General features: G+C 59.5%; 21 protein-coding genes, 1 tRNA gene and 2 pseudogenes. 13 read left to right on the top strand and 11 right to left on the bottom strand.

Features of this window, described 5'->3' with window-relative positions; translation table 11 throughout:
- The first annotated feature begins 118 nt into the window (after positions 1 to 118).
- Positions 119 to 2,734: an ATP-dependent chaperone ClpB gene (clpB, locus tag KQ296_RS10005; RefSeq protein ID WP_259726467.1), complete on the top strand. Its 2,616-nt coding sequence runs from the start codon at positions 119 to 121 to the stop codon at positions 2,732 to 2,734.
- Here clpB and KQ296_RS10000 read toward each other — a convergent pair.
- Positions 2,694 to 3,194 (bottom strand): 6-carboxytetrahydropterin synthase, encoded by a 501-nt coding sequence (locus tag KQ296_RS10000; RefSeq protein WP_011932656.1) that lies wholly within the window; start codon positions 3,192 to 3,194, stop codon positions 2,694 to 2,696. The genes clpB and KQ296_RS10000 overlap by 41 nt on opposite strands.
- A gap of 68 nt (positions 3,195 to 3,262) precedes the next feature.
- Between KQ296_RS10000 and hisIE the strand changes: the two genes are divergently transcribed.
- Positions 3,263 to 3,943: a bifunctional phosphoribosyl-AMP cyclohydrolase/phosphoribosyl-ATP diphosphatase HisIE gene (hisIE, locus tag KQ296_RS09995; RefSeq protein WP_011932655.1), complete on the top strand. Its 681-nt coding sequence runs from the start codon at positions 3,263 to 3,265 to the stop codon at positions 3,941 to 3,943.
- On the opposite strand, the gene KQ296_RS09990 is transcribed toward hisIE, so the two are convergent.
- The 3 genes from KQ296_RS09990 to KQ296_RS09980 form a co-directional block, all read right to left on the bottom strand.
- Positions 3,940 to 4,617 (bottom strand): L,D-transpeptidase, encoded by a 678-nt coding sequence (locus KQ296_RS09990; RefSeq protein ID WP_011932654.1) that lies wholly within the window; start codon positions 4,615 to 4,617, stop codon positions 3,940 to 3,942. The genes hisIE and KQ296_RS09990 overlap by 4 nt on opposite strands.
- A gap of 130 nt (positions 4,618 to 4,747) precedes the next feature.
- The gene (locus tag KQ296_RS09985) at positions 4,748 to 5,404 is read right to left on the bottom strand and encodes a matrixin family metalloprotease (protein WP_011932653.1); all 657 of its coding nucleotides are present in this window, start codon (positions 5,402 to 5,404) and stop codon (positions 4,748 to 4,750) included.
- Between the two features lie 12 nt (positions 5,405 to 5,416).
- The gene (locus tag KQ296_RS09980) at positions 5,417 to 5,908 is read right to left on the bottom strand and encodes a DUF2214 family protein (RefSeq protein ID WP_011932652.1); all 492 of its coding nucleotides are present in this window, start codon (positions 5,906 to 5,908) and stop codon (positions 5,417 to 5,419) included.
- Between the two features lie 247 nt (positions 5,909 to 6,155).
- Between KQ296_RS09980 and KQ296_RS09975 the strand changes: the two are divergent.
- The 5 genes and pseudogenes from KQ296_RS09975 to KQ296_RS09955 all read left to right on the top strand — a co-directional run bounded on the left by KQ296_RS09975 (position 6,156) and on the right by KQ296_RS09955 (position 8,727).
- Positions 6,156 to 7,082 (top strand): annotated as a pseudogene (locus tag KQ296_RS09975) (sigma-70 family RNA polymerase sigma factor).
- A gap of 94 nt (positions 7,083 to 7,176) precedes the next feature.
- Positions 7,177 to 7,524: a YkvA family protein gene (locus KQ296_RS09970; RefSeq protein ID WP_011932650.1), complete on the top strand. Its 348-nt coding sequence runs from the start codon at positions 7,177 to 7,179 to the stop codon at positions 7,522 to 7,524.
- Positions 7,525 to 7,532: 8 nt separating this feature from the next.
- Positions 7,533 to 7,865: a hypothetical protein gene (locus tag KQ296_RS09965; RefSeq protein ID WP_041428781.1), complete on the top strand. Its 333-nt coding sequence runs from the start codon at positions 7,533 to 7,535 to the stop codon at positions 7,863 to 7,865.
- 41 nt (positions 7,866 to 7,906) lie between these two features.
- Entirely contained in the window at positions 7,907 to 8,161 is a 255-nt protein-coding gene (locus tag KQ296_RS09960) for a hypothetical protein (RefSeq protein ID WP_011932648.1), read from the top strand.
- A 5-nt stretch (positions 8,162 to 8,166) separates the two neighbouring features.
- On the top strand, positions 8,167 to 8,727 hold the full coding sequence (locus tag KQ296_RS09955) for a phosphate-starvation-inducible PsiE family protein (protein ID WP_011932647.1): 561 nt from the start codon (positions 8,167 to 8,169) through the stop codon (positions 8,725 to 8,727).
- Here the strand turns inward: KQ296_RS09955 and KQ296_RS09950 are convergent.
- Positions 8,690 to 9,151, bottom strand: a pseudogene (locus tag KQ296_RS09950) (Nif11 domain/cupin domain-containing protein); the annotation flags it as partial. The gene KQ296_RS09955 and the pseudogene KQ296_RS09950 sit on opposite strands and share 38 nt — an antisense overlap.
- Positions 9,152 to 9,236: 85 nt before the next feature.
- Here KQ296_RS09950 and KQ296_RS09945 point away from each other — a divergent pair.
- Positions 9,237 to 9,482, top strand: coding sequence for a DUF3136 domain-containing protein (locus KQ296_RS09945; RefSeq protein ID WP_011932645.1), 246 nt, complete (start codon positions 9,237 to 9,239; stop codon positions 9,480 to 9,482).
- 23 nt (positions 9,483 to 9,505) lie between these two features.
- Entirely contained in the window at positions 9,506 to 9,838 is a 333-nt protein-coding gene (locus KQ296_RS09940; protein ID WP_011932644.1) for a c-type cytochrome, read from the top strand.
- Here KQ296_RS09940 and KQ296_RS09935 read toward each other — a convergent pair.
- Entirely contained in the window at positions 9,814 to 10,083 is a 270-nt protein-coding gene (locus tag KQ296_RS09935) for a YciI family protein (protein WP_011932643.1), read from the bottom strand. The genes KQ296_RS09940 and KQ296_RS09935 overlap by 25 nt on opposite strands.
- A gap of 94 nt (positions 10,084 to 10,177) precedes the next feature.
- Between KQ296_RS09935 and KQ296_RS09930 the strand changes: the two genes are divergently transcribed.
- Positions 10,178 to 10,549 carry an AbrB family transcriptional regulator gene (locus KQ296_RS09930; RefSeq protein WP_011932642.1) on the top strand — a complete coding sequence of 124 codons (372 nt, stop codon included), beginning with the start codon at positions 10,178 to 10,180 and terminating at the stop codon, positions 10,547 to 10,549.
- Between the two features lie 3 nt (positions 10,550 to 10,552).
- On the opposite strand, the gene trpA is transcribed toward KQ296_RS09930, so the two are convergent.
- The 3 genes from trpA to KQ296_RS09915 are packed head-to-tail and all read right to left on the bottom strand — an operon-like array spanning position 10,553 to position 11,991.
- Entirely contained in the window at positions 10,553 to 11,356 is an 804-nt protein-coding gene (gene trpA / locus KQ296_RS09925) for a tryptophan synthase subunit alpha (RefSeq protein WP_011932641.1), read from the bottom strand.
- Between the two features lie 31 nt (positions 11,357 to 11,387).
- Complete coding sequence (locus KQ296_RS09920; protein ID WP_041428412.1) at positions 11,388 to 11,744, bottom strand: DUF3007 family protein; 357 nt, start codon at positions 11,742 to 11,744, stop codon at positions 11,388 to 11,390.
- 1 nt (position 11,745) lies between these two features.
- Positions 11,746 to 11,991, bottom strand: coding sequence for an NAD(P)H-quinone oxidoreductase subunit L (locus KQ296_RS09915; protein ID WP_011932639.1), 246 nt, complete (start codon positions 11,989 to 11,991; stop codon positions 11,746 to 11,748).
- Between the two features lie 61 nt (positions 11,992 to 12,052).
- On the opposite strand from KQ296_RS09915, the gene KQ296_RS09910 reads away from it, so the two are divergent.
- The 3 genes from KQ296_RS09910 (at position 12,053) to KQ296_RS09900 (ending at position 16,608) form a co-directional block, all read left to right on the top strand.
- A tRNA-Leu gene (locus tag KQ296_RS09910) sits at positions 12,053 to 12,138 on the top strand.
- 86 nt (positions 12,139 to 12,224) lie between these two features.
- Positions 12,225 to 14,921 carry an MGH1-like glycoside hydrolase domain-containing protein gene (locus KQ296_RS09905; protein WP_011932638.1) on the top strand — a complete coding sequence of 899 codons (2,697 nt, stop codon included), beginning with the start codon at positions 12,225 to 12,227 and terminating at the stop codon, positions 14,919 to 14,921.
- Between the two features lie 88 nt (positions 14,922 to 15,009).
- Positions 15,010 to 16,608 carry a GMC oxidoreductase gene (locus KQ296_RS09900; protein ID WP_011932637.1) on the top strand — a complete coding sequence of 533 codons (1,599 nt, stop codon included), beginning with the start codon at positions 15,010 to 15,012 and terminating at the stop codon, positions 16,606 to 16,608.
- On the opposite strand, the gene KQ296_RS09895 is transcribed toward KQ296_RS09900, so the two are convergent.
- Positions 16,609 to 17,043 (bottom strand): DoxX family protein, encoded by a 435-nt coding sequence (locus KQ296_RS09895; RefSeq protein ID WP_011932636.1) that lies wholly within the window; start codon positions 17,041 to 17,043, stop codon positions 16,609 to 16,611. It abuts the gene before it with no gap.
- A gap of 118 nt (positions 17,044 to 17,161) precedes the next feature.
- Positions 17,162 to 18,001, bottom strand: a complete 840-nt coding sequence (locus KQ296_RS09890) for a VOC family protein (RefSeq protein WP_041428408.1) — start codon at positions 17,999 to 18,001, stop codon at positions 17,162 to 17,164.
- Positions 18,002 to 18,026 lie beyond the last annotated feature (25 nt).

Below are 18,026 nucleotides of genomic sequence, written 5' to 3'. Positions count from 1 at the left end.
CCCTACCGATTCCCATCGGTAAGCCGTCGTCTGTCGTGGAGACCGAACGACAAGGAGCGGTTCTCCAGGACTCTGATTCGACGATCACCCATACGGTTGGTGAAGAACAACTAGAACCATGCAACCCACGGCCGAACAATTCACGGAGAAAGCCTGGGCCGCCATCCTTTCGGCTCAGCAGCTGGCCCAGAAACGCCGGCATCAGCAGCTGGAAACGGAACACCTGCTCCAAGCCCTCCTGGAACAGGATGGCCTGGCCAGCCGCATCCTCGAAAAAGCTGGAGTCACACCTGCCGCCCTGCAGAGCAGTGTGGACAGTCACCTCACGCAGCAGCCAGCCCTGCAGTCCCCACCTGAATCGGTGTATCTGGGCAAGGGCCTGAGCGACCTGCTCGATCGTGCCGACAGCCTCAAACAAGACTATGGCGACAGTTACATCTCCGTTGAGCATCTGCTGCTGGCCCTTGCCGATGACAGTCGCTGCGGTCGGCGCCTGCTCTCACAGGCCGGCGCCGACCCTGGCTCGCTCAAAAAGGCCATCAACGCTGTGCGAGGCAGCCAGACCGTGACCGATCAGAACCCGGAGGGCTCCTACGAGTCCCTTGAAAAATACGGCCGGGATCTCACGGCGGCAGCCAGGGACGGCAAGCTCGACCCGGTGATCGGTCGTGATGAGGAAATCCGCCGCACGATTCAGATTCTGAGCCGCCGCACGAAGAACAACCCAGTGCTCATCGGTGAGCCTGGCGTTGGCAAAACAGCGATCGTTGAAGGCTTGGCACAACGCATCGTCAACGGCGATGTTCCCCAGGCCCTGCAGAACCGGCAGCTGATCGCCCTCGACATGGGCGCGCTGATCGCCGGCGCTAAGTACAGAGGAGAGTTCGAGGAACGGTTGAAAGCCGTGCTCAAGGAGGTGACCGCCTCCGACGGCGGGATTGTGCTGTTCATCGACGAGATCCACACCGTGGTCGGTGCCGGTGCCACCGGTGGAGCCATGGATGCCAGCAATCTGCTCAAGCCGATGCTGGCCCGGGGCGAACTGCGTTGCATCGGTGCCACCACCCTGGATGAACACCGGCAGCACATCGAAAAGGACCCCGCCCTCGAGCGACGCTTCCAACAAGTGCTGGTGGATCAGCCCACCGTGGAAGACACGGTGTCGATCCTGCGTGGCTTGAAGGAGCGCTACGAAGTGCACCACGGCGTGCGCATCGCCGACAGCGCCCTGGTGGCTGCGGCCGTTCTGAGCAGCCGCTACATCGCCGATCGCTTCCTTCCGGACAAGGCGATTGATCTGGTAGATGAGTCGGCGGCACGTTTGAAGATGGAGATCACCTCCAAACCGGAGGAGATCGACGAAATCGACCGCAAGATCCTGCAGCTGGAGATGGAGAAACTGTCTCTCGGCCGCGAATCAGACGCCGCCAGCCAGGAGCGGTTGGAACGCCTTGAGCGGGAGCTGGCGGAACTCTCCGAACAGCAGAGCACCCTCAATGCCCAGTGGCAGCATGAAAAAGGCGCGATCGACGACCTCTCCAACCTGAAGGAAGAGATCGAGCGCGTGCAGCTGCAGGTGGAGCAAGCCAAGCGCAGCTACGACCTGAACAAAGCAGCCGAACTCGAATACGGAACGCTGGCCACCCTGCAGAAACAGCTGGCCGAGAAGGAGACAGCTCTCGCTGCGGCCGACGACGGAAGCCAGGACAAATCCTTGCTGCGCGAAGAGGTCACCGAAGACGACATCGCCGAGGTGATCGCCAAGTGGACAGGGATTCCGGTGGCGAAGCTGGTCCAATCGGAGATGGCCAAGCTGCTGAGCCTGGAAACCGAGCTGCACGAACGCGTCGTCGGTCAGCAGCAGGCGGTCACCGCTGTTGCCGATGCGATCCAGCGCTCCCGCGCTGGTCTCAGCGACCCCAACCGACCGATCGCCAGCTTCCTCTTCCTGGGCCCGACCGGGGTCGGCAAGACCGAGTTGTCCAAAGCCCTGGCCGCGCAGCTCTTCGACAGTGAAGAGGCCATGGTGCGCATCGACATGTCGGAGTACATGGAAAAGCACACAGTGAGCCGGCTGATCGGAGCCCCTCCGGGCTATGTGGGATACGAAGCCGGGGGGCAGCTCACGGAAGCTGTGCGACGCCGGCCCTACGCCGTGATCCTGTTCGACGAGGTGGAGAAGGCCCACCCCGATGTGTTCAACGTGATGCTGCAGATCCTGGATGACGGCCGCGTCACCGATGGACAGGGACGAACGGTGGATTTCACCAATGCTGTTCTGATCCTCACCAGCAACATCGGCAGCCAGTCGATCCTCGACCTCGGAGGCGATGACGGCCAGCATGGCGAAATGGAGCGGCGGGTGAACGAAGCGCTGCGCGCTCACTTCAGGCCCGAGTTTCTCAACAGGCTCGACGACCAGATCATCTTCCACAGCCTCAGGCGGGATGAGTTGCGCCAGATCGTGACCCTGCAGGTGGAACGCCTACGCGCTCGCCTGGATGAGCGCAAACTGGGCCTCAATCTCAGCGAAGCAGCCACGGACTGGCTGGCCAATGCCGGCTACGACCCCGTGTACGGCGCCCGCCCACTCAAGCGCGCCGTTCAGCGCGAACTGGAAACGCCGATTGCCAAAGCCATCCTCTCCGGCAGGTATGGCGACGGTGACACCGTCCATGTGGATGTGGAAGCTGTCACAGGCCACGAGAACCAGCAACAGCTGGCTCTGCGTTGAACCACTCCGGCAGGGCTTCGTAACAGGCGCTATTGGCCCGGTTCTCCCGGGCCTCCACCTTCCAGCAGCAGGAGCGACCACCATCGCGCTCCTTCAACAGGGTGTTGGCCCACCCCCACACCAACCGTGCCGAAGCTTCCATGCCCACGTTCTCCATCACGCGCAGATCCAAAGCATCCTGCGCATGCAGCGCCTGCCACTGCTCCATCAGCGGGTCGTCAGCATTCACCAGAAACGTGTGATCGAACTGGTCGCGCAGTTGTTTCTCCAGAGGCCTGAGGCTGGAGAAATCCACCACAAAGCCACAGGCGTCGAGAGCCGTGGCTGCAAACCAAACCGTGAAGCTGCGGCTGTAGCCATGCACAAAGCGGCAATGCCCGGGGTGCTGCCACTGCCGGTGACAACAGGGGTAGCCGTCGAACTGCTTGCTGCAGGTGTAACCAGCGGGGGGCAGGGGCATCGGGCAGACGAAAGGAACGGCGCTGCGGGAGGATTCCTCCTGTCTACATCTGGACCCCACGCCCACCGATGCAGTCCCTCACCCCAGCGTTCCTCGATCAGCTCCGCTTCAACGAAGCGGGACTGATCCCCGCGATTGCGCAGGACTGGCTGGATGGCGCCGTGCTGATGGTGGCCTGGATGAACCGCGAGTCACTGGAGCTCACCCTCAGCAACGGCGAGGCGCATTACTGGAGCCGCTCCCGCCAGGAGCTCTGGCACAAGGGAGCCACCAGTGGGCACACCCAGACGGTGCGCAACATCCGCTACGACTGCGATGCCGACGTGATCCTGCTCACCATCGAGCAGCGCGGCGATGTGGCTTGCCACACAGGAGCACGCAGTTGCTTCTACGAAAACCGGGATCAACGCAGTGAAGGCGGCCCCCAGGCCTTGCCACCGCCGGCGGATGCCTGCACGGAACTGATGCGCGTGATCGAACACCGCCGCGAACACCCGGACGAGGGCAGCTACACCAACAAGCTGCTTGAGGGTGGCGACAACCGCATTCTCAAAAAGATCGGCGAAGAAAGCGCCGAGTTCGTGATGGCCTGCAAGGACAACAACGCCGATGAGATTGCCGGTGAAGCAGCCGACATTCTGTTTCACATGCAAGTCGCCCTCGCCCATCACGGGGTGAGCTGGCGCCAGGTGCAAGAGGTTCTTGCGGCCCGACGCGGGGCACCAAGGCGGCACGATCCGTCGGCCTAAGACACGCAGGGGCTCTCGGAGGTGATCACAACCTCATCGCCAAGTTGAACGGTCTTGAGCAGGTCGGCCATCGCCTGCTCTCCCACGTTGATACACCCACCCGTCACCGACTGACCAACCCGACTGGAGTCATTGGTGCCGTGAATGGCAAAGCTGTACCAGCGGAACTGGCCGTCGTAGGTGTTGAAGCGGAACGGCTGGGGCGTCGCTGGAACCGGGGTCAGGCTGATGTAACCGATGCCGTATTCCGCCGTTTCACCATCCCCTTTGAAGTCAATCGCGCTCATGTTGCGGAATAGGTTGTCGCGCAGATAGTCCTCACTGCGTCCGGAGGCCTCCACCAGGGAGGGGTCCATCGCAAAGCGATCCGCACTGAGCACAGCGTTCACACGGAAGGTACCCAGGGGAGTCCAGCCCTCCTCGAAACGCGTTCCTTGGCAGGCAATGCCGTTGCGCCCGAAGCCAACTTTGAACTGAAGAGGCTTGCTGCCGCGCCCCAGCTCCCCGCGACTGGCCGATGGATCCTTGCCATCCAACTGAATGCGGATGGTTGACGCTCCTCCAGCCGATGAATCAACGCTCTGATCCGAGGCACTGCACCCCACCGCAGCGACCGCCACAGCAGCAAGGGCGGGCAGTGCCATCAGCTGACCGGGGCGCCATCTCCGCGACATAAGCAAAGAAAGAGGATTCACTGCTGCCAGCTTGCCGAGTTTCGAGCCTGACGGCACCCCACCCCAGGAGCCGCCAGCTCCCTGGCAAATGACACGGTAACGTTACGCAAGCGCGACGAAAACGAAACGCCTACGCGTCGTCGACGGGAGGCTCGGGCGGCAGTGGCTGCCCAAAACCAGTCGGCTGGCGGCGGATCCACTCCAAGGTGAGGCGATCATCCGCAGATGGCTCAAGCACCGGAGACGCCCCCTGCACGGGCGCCATGGCATCAGCGGGATTATCGCTATGGCCCCAGAGCCCAAACGCATGCCCAAGCTCATGCAGCGCCGTCGCCCTCAGCGACGATGCACGCAGCCCCGGCGACACCAGCACGGTGACCCGGGGCTCGAGCAGCGTGCGACCTGCGCGGGTCACCTCCAGCACCTGCAACAAACTGCGTCCGTTGCTGGCGCGCCATCCCCCAGGCAGCTGACGCAGCGGAGGGCGCCGCCGCTCAACGCGCACATGGGCACGTTGCGGATCCTCAACGCGAACAATCGGCAGAAGCTTGGCCCAGCTAGCTAGAGCCGCATCCATACCCAGCAGCCAACGTCGCTCCCAGCGATCCGCCTCCATCCCCGCAGCCGGCTCAACCCACACACACCATTGCGGCAACGAGGGGGCTCCATAGCGCGATCGGGCCAGCTTGCTGCCATATCCGGGCGCCGCAACAGCAGGGTTGCTTTGCAGCGCCTCCCCGTCCAGAACCCGCTCCGCCTGAACTGGAGGGCACAGGTCAAGGCTCATCGATCGCCTGGGTCAGGCACTGGGCAGACCAACCCCTCGAGCCATGAGCGTGGCGAGGAGGGGAACGAGCGAGAAGCCCACCAATTCCACATTGATGATCCATCCGAGGCGCGTGGCGAGAGCCTCACTCACCTTGGGGAGCTCACCCTTGCGCAGGGGAATGGCCCAGAGGATGTAGGTGATGGTGGGGTAGAGGGAGAGAGCCCCCACACTCAGGTAGAGACCCACCTTCCACCAGAACAGTGGGTTCTGGGTATAGAACTCGCTTCCCTGGCCGTAATAGAGAACCCGGAAGATGCCACTCACCAACAGCGCCAGAGCGGCGATGCCATAAATGATGTCGGTGATCACCATGGCCGTTGCCGCACGCCGGTCAGGATCCGGACGGAGAAGCCTGCGCTCCACAACGAGGGCCGCGAAGCAGAACATGAAGCTCACGTAGTGGATGTAGGCCACTCCCGCACTCTTGGCGATCTCGGGGGTGAGCACGGTGGCCAATGGCATGGGTTCGACGTCGGTCGGCGCAAGCGAGGGTAGCGGCAGAACCGCACCAGCGGCTGTAATGCCAAAGCCTGAACCAGGCAAAAAACTCAGACTGGCAAAAAGCGAAGAAAAACGATTGAAAAGATGAACAAAAAAAGGAATCCGTACAAATTCAAAATTGTGTCCAAAGTATGAATTCCGCACTCTTTATTACACGGGCCAGAGAAAAAGACATTCGCCCTAGGTTCAAAGAAACAGAGCAAACAAAATGGTGAGCTCCCTGAGTGCATTTCTGGGCGAAATCGGCAGACACCAGTTACTCACGCCTGAGCAGGAATTAACGATGGGTCGGAAAGTTCAGGCCATGGTGAGCCTGACCGAACGCTGCCATCTCGCGGGCGGCAGCGGCCCGGCCTGCGAGTACAGCGATGACGAGAAGCGCACGATCAAACGCGGTGAAAAGGCCAAGAATCAAATGATCACAGCCAACCTCAGGCTGGTTGTGAATCTCGCCAAGCGCTACCAGGGCAAAGGCCTCGACCTTCTCGACCTGATCCAGGAAGGCACACTCGGACTGACCCGAGCCGTTGAGAAATACGATCCAACCCGGGGACATCGTTTTTCCACCTATGCCTATTGGTGGATTCGGCAGGGCCTCAATCGAGCGCTGTCCACCCAAAGCCGCACCATTCGCATTCCCGTCAATGTGAATGAAAAACTAACAAAACTTCGTGCCTCCAAAGCCCGTCTGATGCAACGGAATGGTTTATCACCAAGCACGGAGCAACTTGCCGACGATCTGAATCTTCCCATCAGCGAAGTTGAAGATCTTCTGGGATGTGAACTGCGCAGCGTCACCGTGAGCCTGCAAGGGGTGGTGAAGTCAAAATCCGACCCCTCGGAACTGGTGGATGTGCTGCCCAGTGAAGAGGTACCACCCATGGAACGGGCTGAGATTGCCGAGCGCACAGCATCAGCCTGGAAGCTGCTCGATAAATCCAATCTCACCCCCAAGGAACGCACCGTCGTCATGCTGCGCTTCGGCCTTGATGGCAGCAACGAGTAGAGAACATTGGCCGAGGTGGCCCGTCAGATGAACTGCAGTCGCGAATACTGCCGCCAAGTCGTGCAGCGCGCACTGCGCAAGCTCCGTAAAACGGGCATTCAGCATGGGCTGGTCGAGCTGAGCGTTTGAGCGGGTCCCCGCCCCTCAACGCATCGGATCTCTCCCCTTCACAGGACAGGAGATTTGATGGAGGGTGGGGTTCCCTGTCATCTGAGAACTGTCATTGGCATCCGCTCACCCTCGCGCCGAAGCAAACACCGGTGACGTCACGGTGGATGCGGGACTGCTGCGCAACCTGCTCAAGAGGAGCGGCCGGTTCGTCGCCCGCCCCGCGCTGGAAGCGTTGGAAATGGTGCTGGAGCCGAGCACACCCCATCAGGCCAGGGTCACTGTTCTGGCTGCGCTCACTTACTTGTTCGTTCCGATTGATCTCATCCCCGACCTTCTGCCAGTGGCTGGCTTCAGCGACGACCTAGTGGCACTTACCGCCTTGCTCGGGCTGTGCAGGAATCACATCACCCCTGAAATCAGGCAGCGAGCTCAACGCAGACTGGAGCGGTGGTTTCCATGAGCAACTCCATGACGCCCTGGTCTCAAGAGCTGGAAGACGACCTCGGATCACTGCTCAAGGACTGGCTCAAAAGCCAAGGGCGCACGCAGGCCGATCTGCGGCGCAGCCTCCGGGCCTCGTCCACACGCATGCCTGCCCTGCTCGAGGTGCTTCAGCGTGCTTACAGCCTTGGTGGCATGCCGAGCGTTGCGGCCCGCCTCTGCGCCATCGAAGCGGAGTGGGCTGACGGACAGCCTTCGGACTCCTTTGGCGACACGGTGAACGCAGCCAGCGACGCTGCCGATCCATTCGGTCAGCTCGACCTCCTCCTGCAGGAAATCCGCGATGACCGCGCCAGCTGAGGGCAATCCCGGGCAAAGTGGAGTGAGATGAATTGAGGACGATGCCCTTCCTGCCCCGACAGCTAGCCGGCATCAGTTTGCTAACAGCCCTTTGCGCCACGCTCCCTCAAGCCGCTCTGGCTCAATCGGAGGTCTGGCTTCTGGGTCCGAACAGCCGCACAGGTCCAGAGAGCACCGTTGTTCCCACCGACTGCCTGGAAAATGCAGACGGATCGATCACCTGCAACACCAAGATCGAGAACCCACCCGGCGATACCCCGGCGAAGCCTTACTACAACCCCTTCAGCAGCAACTGAAGCGCATGCCTGAGTTTCGTCGCCGGCGCCGCAGTTTTCTGCAGTGGGTTGATCAGGGCGAAAAACAAGTCGCCATGCTTCTCACCGTGATCACAGCAGTGGTCATCGTTGCAGCCCTGGTTCAACTCACTGTCAAAGTCACACTCGCCCTGATTAACACCGATCAGGACGCGTACTGGCTCGGCGACGGACTGATCCGAGTTCTGGGAGATCTGCTCACTGTTCTGATCGCTTTGGAGGTGCTGCAGAACATCACCAGTTACCTGCGGCGTCACGTGGTTCAAATCGAACTGGTTCTCGTGACAGCCTTAACCGCCGTCGCCCGCAAAGTGATCGTGCTGCCAGCGGGATCGGAAAACAAACCCCAGCTGCTGATCGGTCTAGGAATTTCCTCAATCGCTCTTGCAGGCGCTTACTGGCTGGTCAAACGTTCAATGCAGCCTGGTGATTCGGCGCGCAAGCATCAGTCCAGTACAGAGCAAGCCAGGTTGTACCTGGATGGGGATCAGTGCGCTCCACCCGATGACGACGACCAGCCGGAAGCAGCAACTGATCGCCAACACTGAGATCCACCAACTGGTCAGGATCTGCCAGACGCAGAAGAGCGCTTCCCTTCAGCAACGTCAGCCATTCGTTTTCACTCTGGTCGTACCAGAAGCCAGCGGGAGTGCTCGCAGCATTGGAGCGGATGACCACCAACCTCCAATCAGCGCCGCTGCAGAGAACGTCCTCCTGCTCCTCACCAGGAAGAGTCTCGGCGTCCGCCAGAAGATTCGACGTCGCCGTTGAGGGCGATGGCCCAGTGAGCGACGCTTCACCCCAACGCCGTCCGATCTCAAATCCCCACGCTGAGGCCAGCGCCACCACGGCGTTGTGGTCCGAGCAAGCAGCGAACTGCTGGCGCGAAGCAGGATCGCTCTCGAGACGTGCAACGAGAGCATTGAGCGCCTTCACCTTCTCCAGAAACCGCTGCAGATCCTCTTCTGCCATGACATCCGTAGCAATCTCGTGATCCTGGCAACAGACGAAATGGCCATGACGCCACGAAAGTCAGGGGAACCTGACAGATCCGGTCATGACCGCCTCAAGTCGCACGCTCACGATTGGTGATCTGGAAGCAGGATTTTCAAGCTATTGCCAAGCGCTGCGTCGCCTTGTTTCTGAAGGGCGATCCATGACGGCCATTCAGCGCACGATTTGCTGGGACTATCTCCAACGGCTGCATCGTTCACTTCCTCAGAGCTACCGCTCCCCTGAGGATCTGGTGCTCCGCTATCAACGGTCTCACCAGATGAATGACACGGCCTCAAAGGCAGACTGAGAACCCTTGAAGGGTTGTCGCCAATGCGAGCACTGTTGATTGTGGCTGGTCTGATCATCGCGCTCGCCTTGCCCGTCGAAAGCGTCGGCGCCCTCTCGAGCGATGGCGCCCAGCTGTTTGATCTTCACTGTGCTGGTTGTCACCCCAACGGCGGGAACATCATTCGCCGCGGCCGTTCACTGAAATTGAAGGATCTTTCCAAACGAGGCCTGGACAATCCAGAAGCGATTGCAGCGATCGCCAAGGAGGGAATCGGCCAGATGAGTGGTTATGGCGATGCCCTCGGCGAGGGAAACGAGCAGGTTGTTGGCGATTGGGTATGGCTTCAGGCTCAAAACGCCTGGATCCAGGGATAAACATCCAAACGCGTCCAGATACCCTCCCGCCAATAGACGTCGGCTTCGAGCAGCGCACGAACAGCTGATTCACTCTCGGATTCGAACACCCCGAACACGTGAGTGCTGGCCTCCGTTGGACCCAAGGTGATCAAGGTGCCCTCGTCCTTGAGACTTTGAAGACGAGCTAGATGCTCATCACGAAACGGCACTCTTTTCTGAAGAGCATCTTCGCAGTACAAACCCCAAAGAACGAAACGCGCCATAGGTTGCTTGCTCAGTTGGTACAAATCCAAGGGAAAGGATGGCACATGCTGCACATCAAGCGCTATGTTCAATGAGTAGATGTTTTCAACGACCATGCTTACAGGTGCTGACCTGCTGAACAAAGTGAAAGAGCTGGGTGATGTCAGCAAGTCTGATCTCGTCCGTGCCTGCGGTTATGTGTCCAACAAGAAGGATGGTGGGGAGCGCCTCAACTTCACCGCCTTCTATGAAGCACTGCTCGAAGCCAAGGGAGTGAATCTCGGTGCTACTGGCGTTGGCGGAATCGGCAAAGGCGGTCGCAAGCTTTCCTACGTCGCCACCGTTCAAGGCAACGGCAATCTGTTGATCGGTAAGGCCTACACAGCCATGCTCGATCTCAAGCCTGGTGATGAGTTCGAAATTAAGCTTGGCCGCAAGCAGATTCGCCTCGTCCCCGTCGGCGGCACCGACGAAGACGAAGAGTGATGATCAGCCGGCTGCCTTGCGCAGCTCCCGGCAAAATTCACCTGCTTCCGCCGCTGCACAACCTGGTTGTGCAGCGGCGATTCTTTTAACGAGGGCACTGCCAATGATGGCGCCATCAGCTCCCCACTCACGCACCTGACGCACCTGATCAGCCCCAGAAATTCCAAAGCCAACCGCAACAGGTCCAGCCTCCAATCCCTTTAGCGAAAGCACCAGCTCTGCTACGCGATCCTGAAGAGAAGCACGTTCACCGGTCACGCCTGTAACACTGACCAGATAAGTAAATCCACGGCTGGATGTTGCGATCCTGCGCCGACGATCGCCTGGAGTGGTGGGGGCCACAAGCAGCACAAGATCCAGGCCCTGCTCAGCAGCGAGTGGAGACAAACGTTCCGCCTCCTCCAAGGGAAGATCGGGCACCACCAATCCAGCCACGCCTGCATCTGCAGCCTCAGCGAAGAATGCTTCTGCACCACGGTTCAGCAGAGGATTGCTGTAAGTGAACAGCACAACTGGCATGGTCAGACGATCGCGCAGACCACGCAGCATGGTGAGCACATTCGACGGCGTGGTGTTCTGAGCCAATGCTCGATAGGCAGCGGATTGGATCACCGGACCATCCGCCAGTGGATCGCTGTAAGGAATTCCCAGTTCAACCACATCAGCACCATTGGACTGAAGGCTGAGCAAGATATCGGCTGTTGTTTCCAGATTCGGATCGCCAGCCACGATGAAAGGCATCAGTGCGAGGCGCTGCTCACGAGCGGTCTGGGCGAAGACCTCGGCGATTCGTGACGAAGGCTGCATCGCAGAATCTGACAATGTGACGGCAGCGAGCCTACGAGTCGGAAGAAACCTTGTCCTGGGATTCCTCAGGCTTCTCACCAGAGACTGAAGCCAATAAAGCCGCTTGTTCTTCTGGACTCATGGCATCGAAACGCGCCTGCAACTGCTGATCGGTGAGAGCGTCGTACTCCGCTCTGTAGTTGCGCCGTTGCTGCATGTAGGTCATCCGACCGGTGATCACCCGGAAGAGATAGCTGCTTGTCCACACAACCACCACGAGCACCAAAAGGGCTTCGGCGGCAATTCCAGCGGAAAATCCCTTCAAGCCCAAGGCCTGAAAGCCCGCGTAGCCGAGGGCTCCAGCCACAAGCAGGGCGGCGCCCAGCGACAAAACTCCTGCTCGCGTCAAATCAAACGTCTCCTTGACCGCTCATCCGCAAATTCAGGAACGGCGCGAACAGAATCAACCCGGGGAAGAACAGAAACACCAGTCCATAGATTCCCAGCCGCTCCAGTTTTCCCATCACCGTCCAGCGACGGTTCATCCAGAAATAAAGAAACAGCGGGATCACCACGAGATACGCCGCTCCGAGGGCACCGTAGGCACCGATCACGAGGAGAGTCTCCTGGGGAATGGCGTTCAGAAGCGTCTCCATCGTCACTGATGATTCCTGAGCAAGGGGAATCTAGGATGCCGGATCGGAACCAGTGGTTTCCGGGGGCGTGGCGGAATCGGTAGACGCACGCGACTTAAAATCGTTTGGGATGAAAATCCTGTGGGGGTTCAAGTCCCCCCGCCCCCATCCGGCCGACCTGTCGATCCGACACGATCCCATGGGCAGTCTTTGAATCCCCCTCTACGTTCTGGGGCAAGGGTTCAGAGCAACGCATGACCACGTCCGTCATCTCCACGGCCCAATTGGGCGAAGAGCCTCTGGAGCTGGTTCGATCCCGGGAAAGGGATGAAGGGTTGAAACCCTGGGACCTCTGGGGGACCTATCTCAGCGATCGCCAATGGGGAACCGTCCGTGAAGATTATTCAGGCGATGGCAATGCCTGGAACTCCTTTCCTTTCGATCACAGTCATCTGCGCACCTATCGCTGGGGAGAAGATGGCCTGCTCGGACTCAGCGATGAAAACGGTCTGCTCTGCTTCGCTCCCGTGCTTTGGAACGGGAAAGACCCTGTGCTCAAGGAACGCCTGTTCGGTTTAGGGAACCCTGAAGGGAACCACGGTGAAGACCTGAAAGACACGATGTACCACCTGGCGGGCACACCCACGTGCAGCTACGCCAAGGCCCTCTATCGCTATCCACAGGAACGCTTTCCCTACGAGCGTCTACGCGAGGAGAACCAACGCCGCAGCCGGGATGAGCCTGAATTCGAGTTGGTCGACACCGGAATTTTCTCAGACAATCGCTTCTTCGATCTCGGCGTCGAATACGCGAAGGTCTCACCAGAGGATCTGTTGATCCGCCTCACAGTGACCAATCAAGGACCAGAGGCCGCGGATCTGCACCTGCTTCCCAGTCTCTGGTTCCGCAACACCTGGGACTGGGGTGATGACACCAGTGCCCGTCCCAGACTTCGTCTGGCAGACGGCGTGGTGGTCAGCGACGCATTGAATGCATTGGCGTCTTACAACTTCAGCTGCAGCGAGCAGGGCACCTGGCTGTTCACGGAGAATGAAACCAACACCGAGCGGCTTTACAACCAACCGCTTCGCCAGCCTTATGTGAAGGATGCCTTTCACCGGTATCTGATTGAAGGGGAGGCAGGTGCTGTCAACCCAAGCGGCGAGGGCAGCAAAGCGGCGCTTCATCTCCAACGCCGTCTCGACCCCGGCGAGGTCTGGCAGGTCGATCTGCGCCTCTGCCGTCATGACCATCACGGAGCGAAGGCTCCAGACCCGATGGAGTCCTCTCAGGTGGACGCCGTCCTGAGCCAGCGTCGCCAGGACTGGGAGGATCACCTGCAATGGGTCGCACCGGGCTTGGGGACGGAAGACCGGGCGATTCACGCCGCCGCCGCAGCCGGGTTGTTCTGGTGCCGCAAGTTTTACAACTGGTACGTCGCCCGATGGTTGCGCGGTGACAGCAATGCTCCGCGACCACCGGAAGAGCGTTGGCATTCCGAGAACGCTTACTGGAGCACCCTGCGAGCCCGCAACATCATTTCGATGCCCGACTGTTGGGAATATCCCTATTTCTGCCAGTGGGATCTCATGGTTCACGCCGTGGCCTTTGCAGAACTCGACCCCGGCGAAGCGAAACGTCAGGCCCGCATGCTGCGCCAGGCGAGCGTGACAGCCAACAACGGGCAGTCCCCCGCCTATGAATGGGCCTTATCCGACGCCAATCCGCCCATCGGAGCCTGGGCCACCCTGCGCATTTTCCAGATCTCCAAGCGCACCCATGGGCAAAAGGACTATCCCTTTCTGCGCGCCAGCCTGCGGGAGCTTCTGCTCGAATACGGATGGTGGGCCAACCGCACGGATCGCAACGGCGACAGCCTGTTTGAAGGTGGCTTCCTCGGACTCGACAACATCGCCATCTTCGATCGCCGTTATCCCCTGAAAGACGGCAGTCGAATCGAGCAATCCGATGGCACAGCCTGGATGGGCATGCTCAGTCTCAACATGCTGGAGGCCTGTGTTCTGCTCTCCAGTGATCGTGAAGAGTACAAAGGCTTGTGCGAGCGCTTTGTCAGCGACTTCAGCCGGCTCACCTATGCCCTCAACAGTCCCTCAGGACGGGGATTCGTGAATTGGGATGAAGCGGATGGGTTCTATTACGACGTGCTGAAACGGCCAGACGGGAGCTCCGATTATCTGCGCACCCGCTCCCTCAGCGGACTGATCCCACTGCTGGCCATCGCCACCTTTGACGCCCAGACGGTGGATTCAATTCCAGCCTTGGATGTTCGCAGCTACCTCAATGATCTCGGCCGGGAACGCGGAGCTCCCTTTGATGCGATCTCGCACCTCGGCACGTGGCACCGAGACAGGGTTCTGTTTTCAATCGTTCCTCCCCACCGTCTGAGGCGAATTCTGACGAGAGTGTTCGATGAAGAGGAGTTCCTGTCTCCCTACGGCATTCGCAGCCTCTCGAAGGTGTATGAAAACCACCCTTATTCCTATCAGCAGGGAGACGATTACGCCACGATCAGCTACAGCCCAGCAGACAGCCCGGTTGCCATGTTCGGAGGGAACTCCAACTGGAGGGGTCCCATTTGGATGCCGATCAACTACTTACTGATCGAAGCGCTGCAGAAATTCGGCCATTTCTTCGGCGACGATTTCAAAATGGAATTCCCGACAGGCTCCGGCCGGGAACTCAACCTCTGGCAAATTTCCCTTGAGTTGGAACAACGCCTCATCGGTATCTTCCGCCGTGATGACGACGGACGACGCGCCTTCAATGGCCCTGTTGAACAGTTTCAGCAGAATCCGCTGTGGCGTGATCTCTTCCTCTTCAACGAATATTTCCATGGCTGCAGCGGCGCCGGGGTCGGAGCCAGTCATCAGACAGGGTGGAGCGCCATCGTCGCCAAGATGATCACCCAGCTGAATCGTTGGCAGACCTAATCCCCTTCAATCGGTTTGGCTCAACACGCATCGCCTGACGTCGGCCAACGCCCTACCTAGCGTTCAGGCAGTGCTTTCAGTGCCACCGATGGATTTTGCCACTTGCTCCGCGCAGCGTCAGACGCCGATGGAGCCTCAAGGCGATCACTTCAACGTGGTGATCATCGGCAGCGGTGCTGGTGGCGGCTCTCTGGCACGGGCCCTGGCCGATGCAGGCCATTCGATTCTGATCCTGGAGCGAGGTGGCTGGCTGCCCCGAGAACCTCAAAACTGGGACCCAGTTGAAGTCTTTCAGAAGGATCGCTACGTCTCAACCGATCCCTGGCTCGACAAGAACGGAAAGGAATTTCAACCCGGGAGTCATTACTTCGTTGGTGGTGCTTCCAAGATGTATGGAGCAGCCCACTTTCGCCTTCGCGAAAGAGATTTTGAATCGGTGATTCACGTCGACGGTGAGTCACCGGAATGGCCCCTTAAATACGACGTGTTCGAGCCTTACTACCGCAAAGCCGAAGAGTGGTATCACGTGCACGGCGAACGAGGGGAGGATCCCACCGAGCCACCGGCGTCCTCGCCTTACCCCTACGCACCGATCAGCCACGAACCGCGGATGCAGAAACTGGTGACTGATCTGCGCTCCGCCGGTCTTCATCCGTTCCATGCACCAACCGGCGTGGCCATGAACGAACTGGATCCAGCGTTCAGCGCCTGTGTGCGCTGCAATCGCTGCGACGGTTTCCCCTGTCTCGTGCACGCCAAAGGCGATGCCGAGGTGATGGGTGTGCGTCCAGCCCTGGATCACGACAACGTATTTCTGCTGACCGAAGCGGAAGTCTGCAAGCTCAAGACTGACGCCAGCGGTCGCGAGATCACCGAGGTTGTTGTGAATCACCGTGGTGAAGAGCGCCGCTTCCGGGGAGACATTGTGGTGATTTCAGCTGGAGCAGCGAACTCTGCCCGACTGTTGCTGATGTCGGCCAATGATGCCCATCCCAAAGGACTGGCGAACAGCTCCGATCAGGTGGGACGGAATTACATGTTCCATAACTGCAAGGCCGTTGTGGCCCTTGCCCATGAGCCCAACACCACAATCTTCCAGAAAACCGTCGCAGTGAACGACTGGTATTTCGGCGACAACGCCTTCGATTATCCGATGGGCAATGTGCAGATGACCGGCAAGACCAACGGAGCCATGATCAAGGGCTACAAGCCGCGTTTAACGGCACTCGCTCCCACTTGGAGCATGGATCGCATCGCTGAGCATTCGCTTGATTTCTGGTTGCAAACCGAAGACCTGCCCTGCCCCGACAACCGGGTCACCGTGGATGCCCATGGCCAGATCAAGCTGAGCTACACCATGACCAACAACCGGGCATCCCAGGAGCTGATCAACAGACTGGAAGGCCTTCTTGACAAGCTTTATCTGCAGAATCACCTGGCTGAACGTCAGGTGTACTTCGCCTCTTCGATGGATATTGCAGCTGTCGGTCACCAGATGGGGACCTGCCGCTTCGGCACCGATCCCGCCACATCCGTGCTGGACCTCAACTGCCGCACCCACGATGTGGACAACCTCTATGTCGTGGATACAAGCTTCTTCCCCAGCAGCTCGGCCGTGAACCCATCACTCACCGCGATTGCCAATGCCATCCGCGTTGGGGATCACCTCAAGGAGAGGCTGGGCTGATCAGCCCAGCCAAGCCTGAACTTTGGGCGCAACCACAGCCAGATCAAGGCTGAAAGGACCACCTCCAGCGGTGATCAGCACACCGCACATCACCACGTACATGGCGGCCTTTTCCCAACTCGGAGGGTCGCCCACTCCCATGGGGCCCACATAATCACCCTCCGGAATCTGAAAAGGATCAGGAGCAATGAAGGGAAATCCATTCTTGATCTCCAACACAACGGCGTAAAGCATCGACACAGCGATCGCCAATGCGGCAAGCGGCGTGAGGACGCCGAGGATGAGAGCAATCCCTCCGGCCCACATCGAAAACGCCGAGAGAAAGCAGAGCCATGCCGGAGTATTCATCGCAGCAGCCCAGGTCGCGAGGTTGCTTAACTTCGGCCATCCGTGGCGAATGAACACCAGCCCCGTGAACACACGCAGCAAGAGCAAGCCCCCTGCAGCGGGCCCAGTCGGCGCAGCGGGGAGAATCAGAGAGATTAGATCCAACGGACAGGACGCGTTTAACGAACGCTAGAAACCGAGCCCAACCGGAACGTTAAGGATTGTCTTAAGACTCGATCCAGAGTCGATGACCATCAGGGTCACGCAGCAATCGGCCGTGCCCAGCATCCGGATCGCGCAAAAGGATTTGCGCATACAACGCATCCTGAGGTTGCAGAGCCGCCGCTGTTGGCTGGCAGGGCTCGGGGTGCAGATAACGAAGGAACTCCACCCCACAGGGACTGGAGCCACTGACACCATGAATCGCAACCCGGGGATCCTTCAGGCCATCCAAGCGCTGTTGTTCAAGCCCCTGATTAAGCGTGGCGTAACGCAATTGCAGCCCGAGTTCACAACCGTAGAAGTCAAGGCTGCGGTCGCTGTCAGCGATGGCGATCGCTGTGTGATCAAGCCCTTGAAAGAGCGGAGGATTCGACTGATGCCAACGGGGATGGCCCAGTTCGGAAGGAAACCACAGCAGTTCCATGGCATGGCCGGCCGCGTTCCTGAACTTCCATGCCGCAACTCCGTTGGGGAGCCACTGGGGGGACTCGGAAATGGGTGACACCATCGGCATCAAACAGGCCGCCGCACGGTTCATGTCACTCACCACGATGGCCACGTGCTGAAACCACAGGGTGTTGGCAGGGCCCGGCTGGAAAGACGTTGCGGCAGGACAGTCCTCAAAGGTGATGGTGTCGAGACGTTCGGAGCCGAGGCGATGGTGATGCACTGTCGCCCGTCCTTCCTTGAGGCCGAAACGACGCTGGAGCGCTGCGCCATCGAGCATCGTGCTGCCATGGTCAGTGACGCCAAGGACGCTGAACAGTGGATCAAGCGCCTGCGGGTCTGGCAGAGAAAACGCCACGCCTTCCACTGCAGGGGAGAGTTGAAGGGAGTCAGTCATGGCCAGACCAAGGGCTTTAAAGGCG

It is taken from the genome of Synechococcus sp. CS-197, assembly GCF_025128215.1.
GTDB lineage: Bacteria > Cyanobacteriota > Cyanobacteriia > PCC-6307 > Cyanobiaceae > Synechococcus_C.
This window is presented reverse-complemented; position numbering and strand designations above follow the sequence as displayed.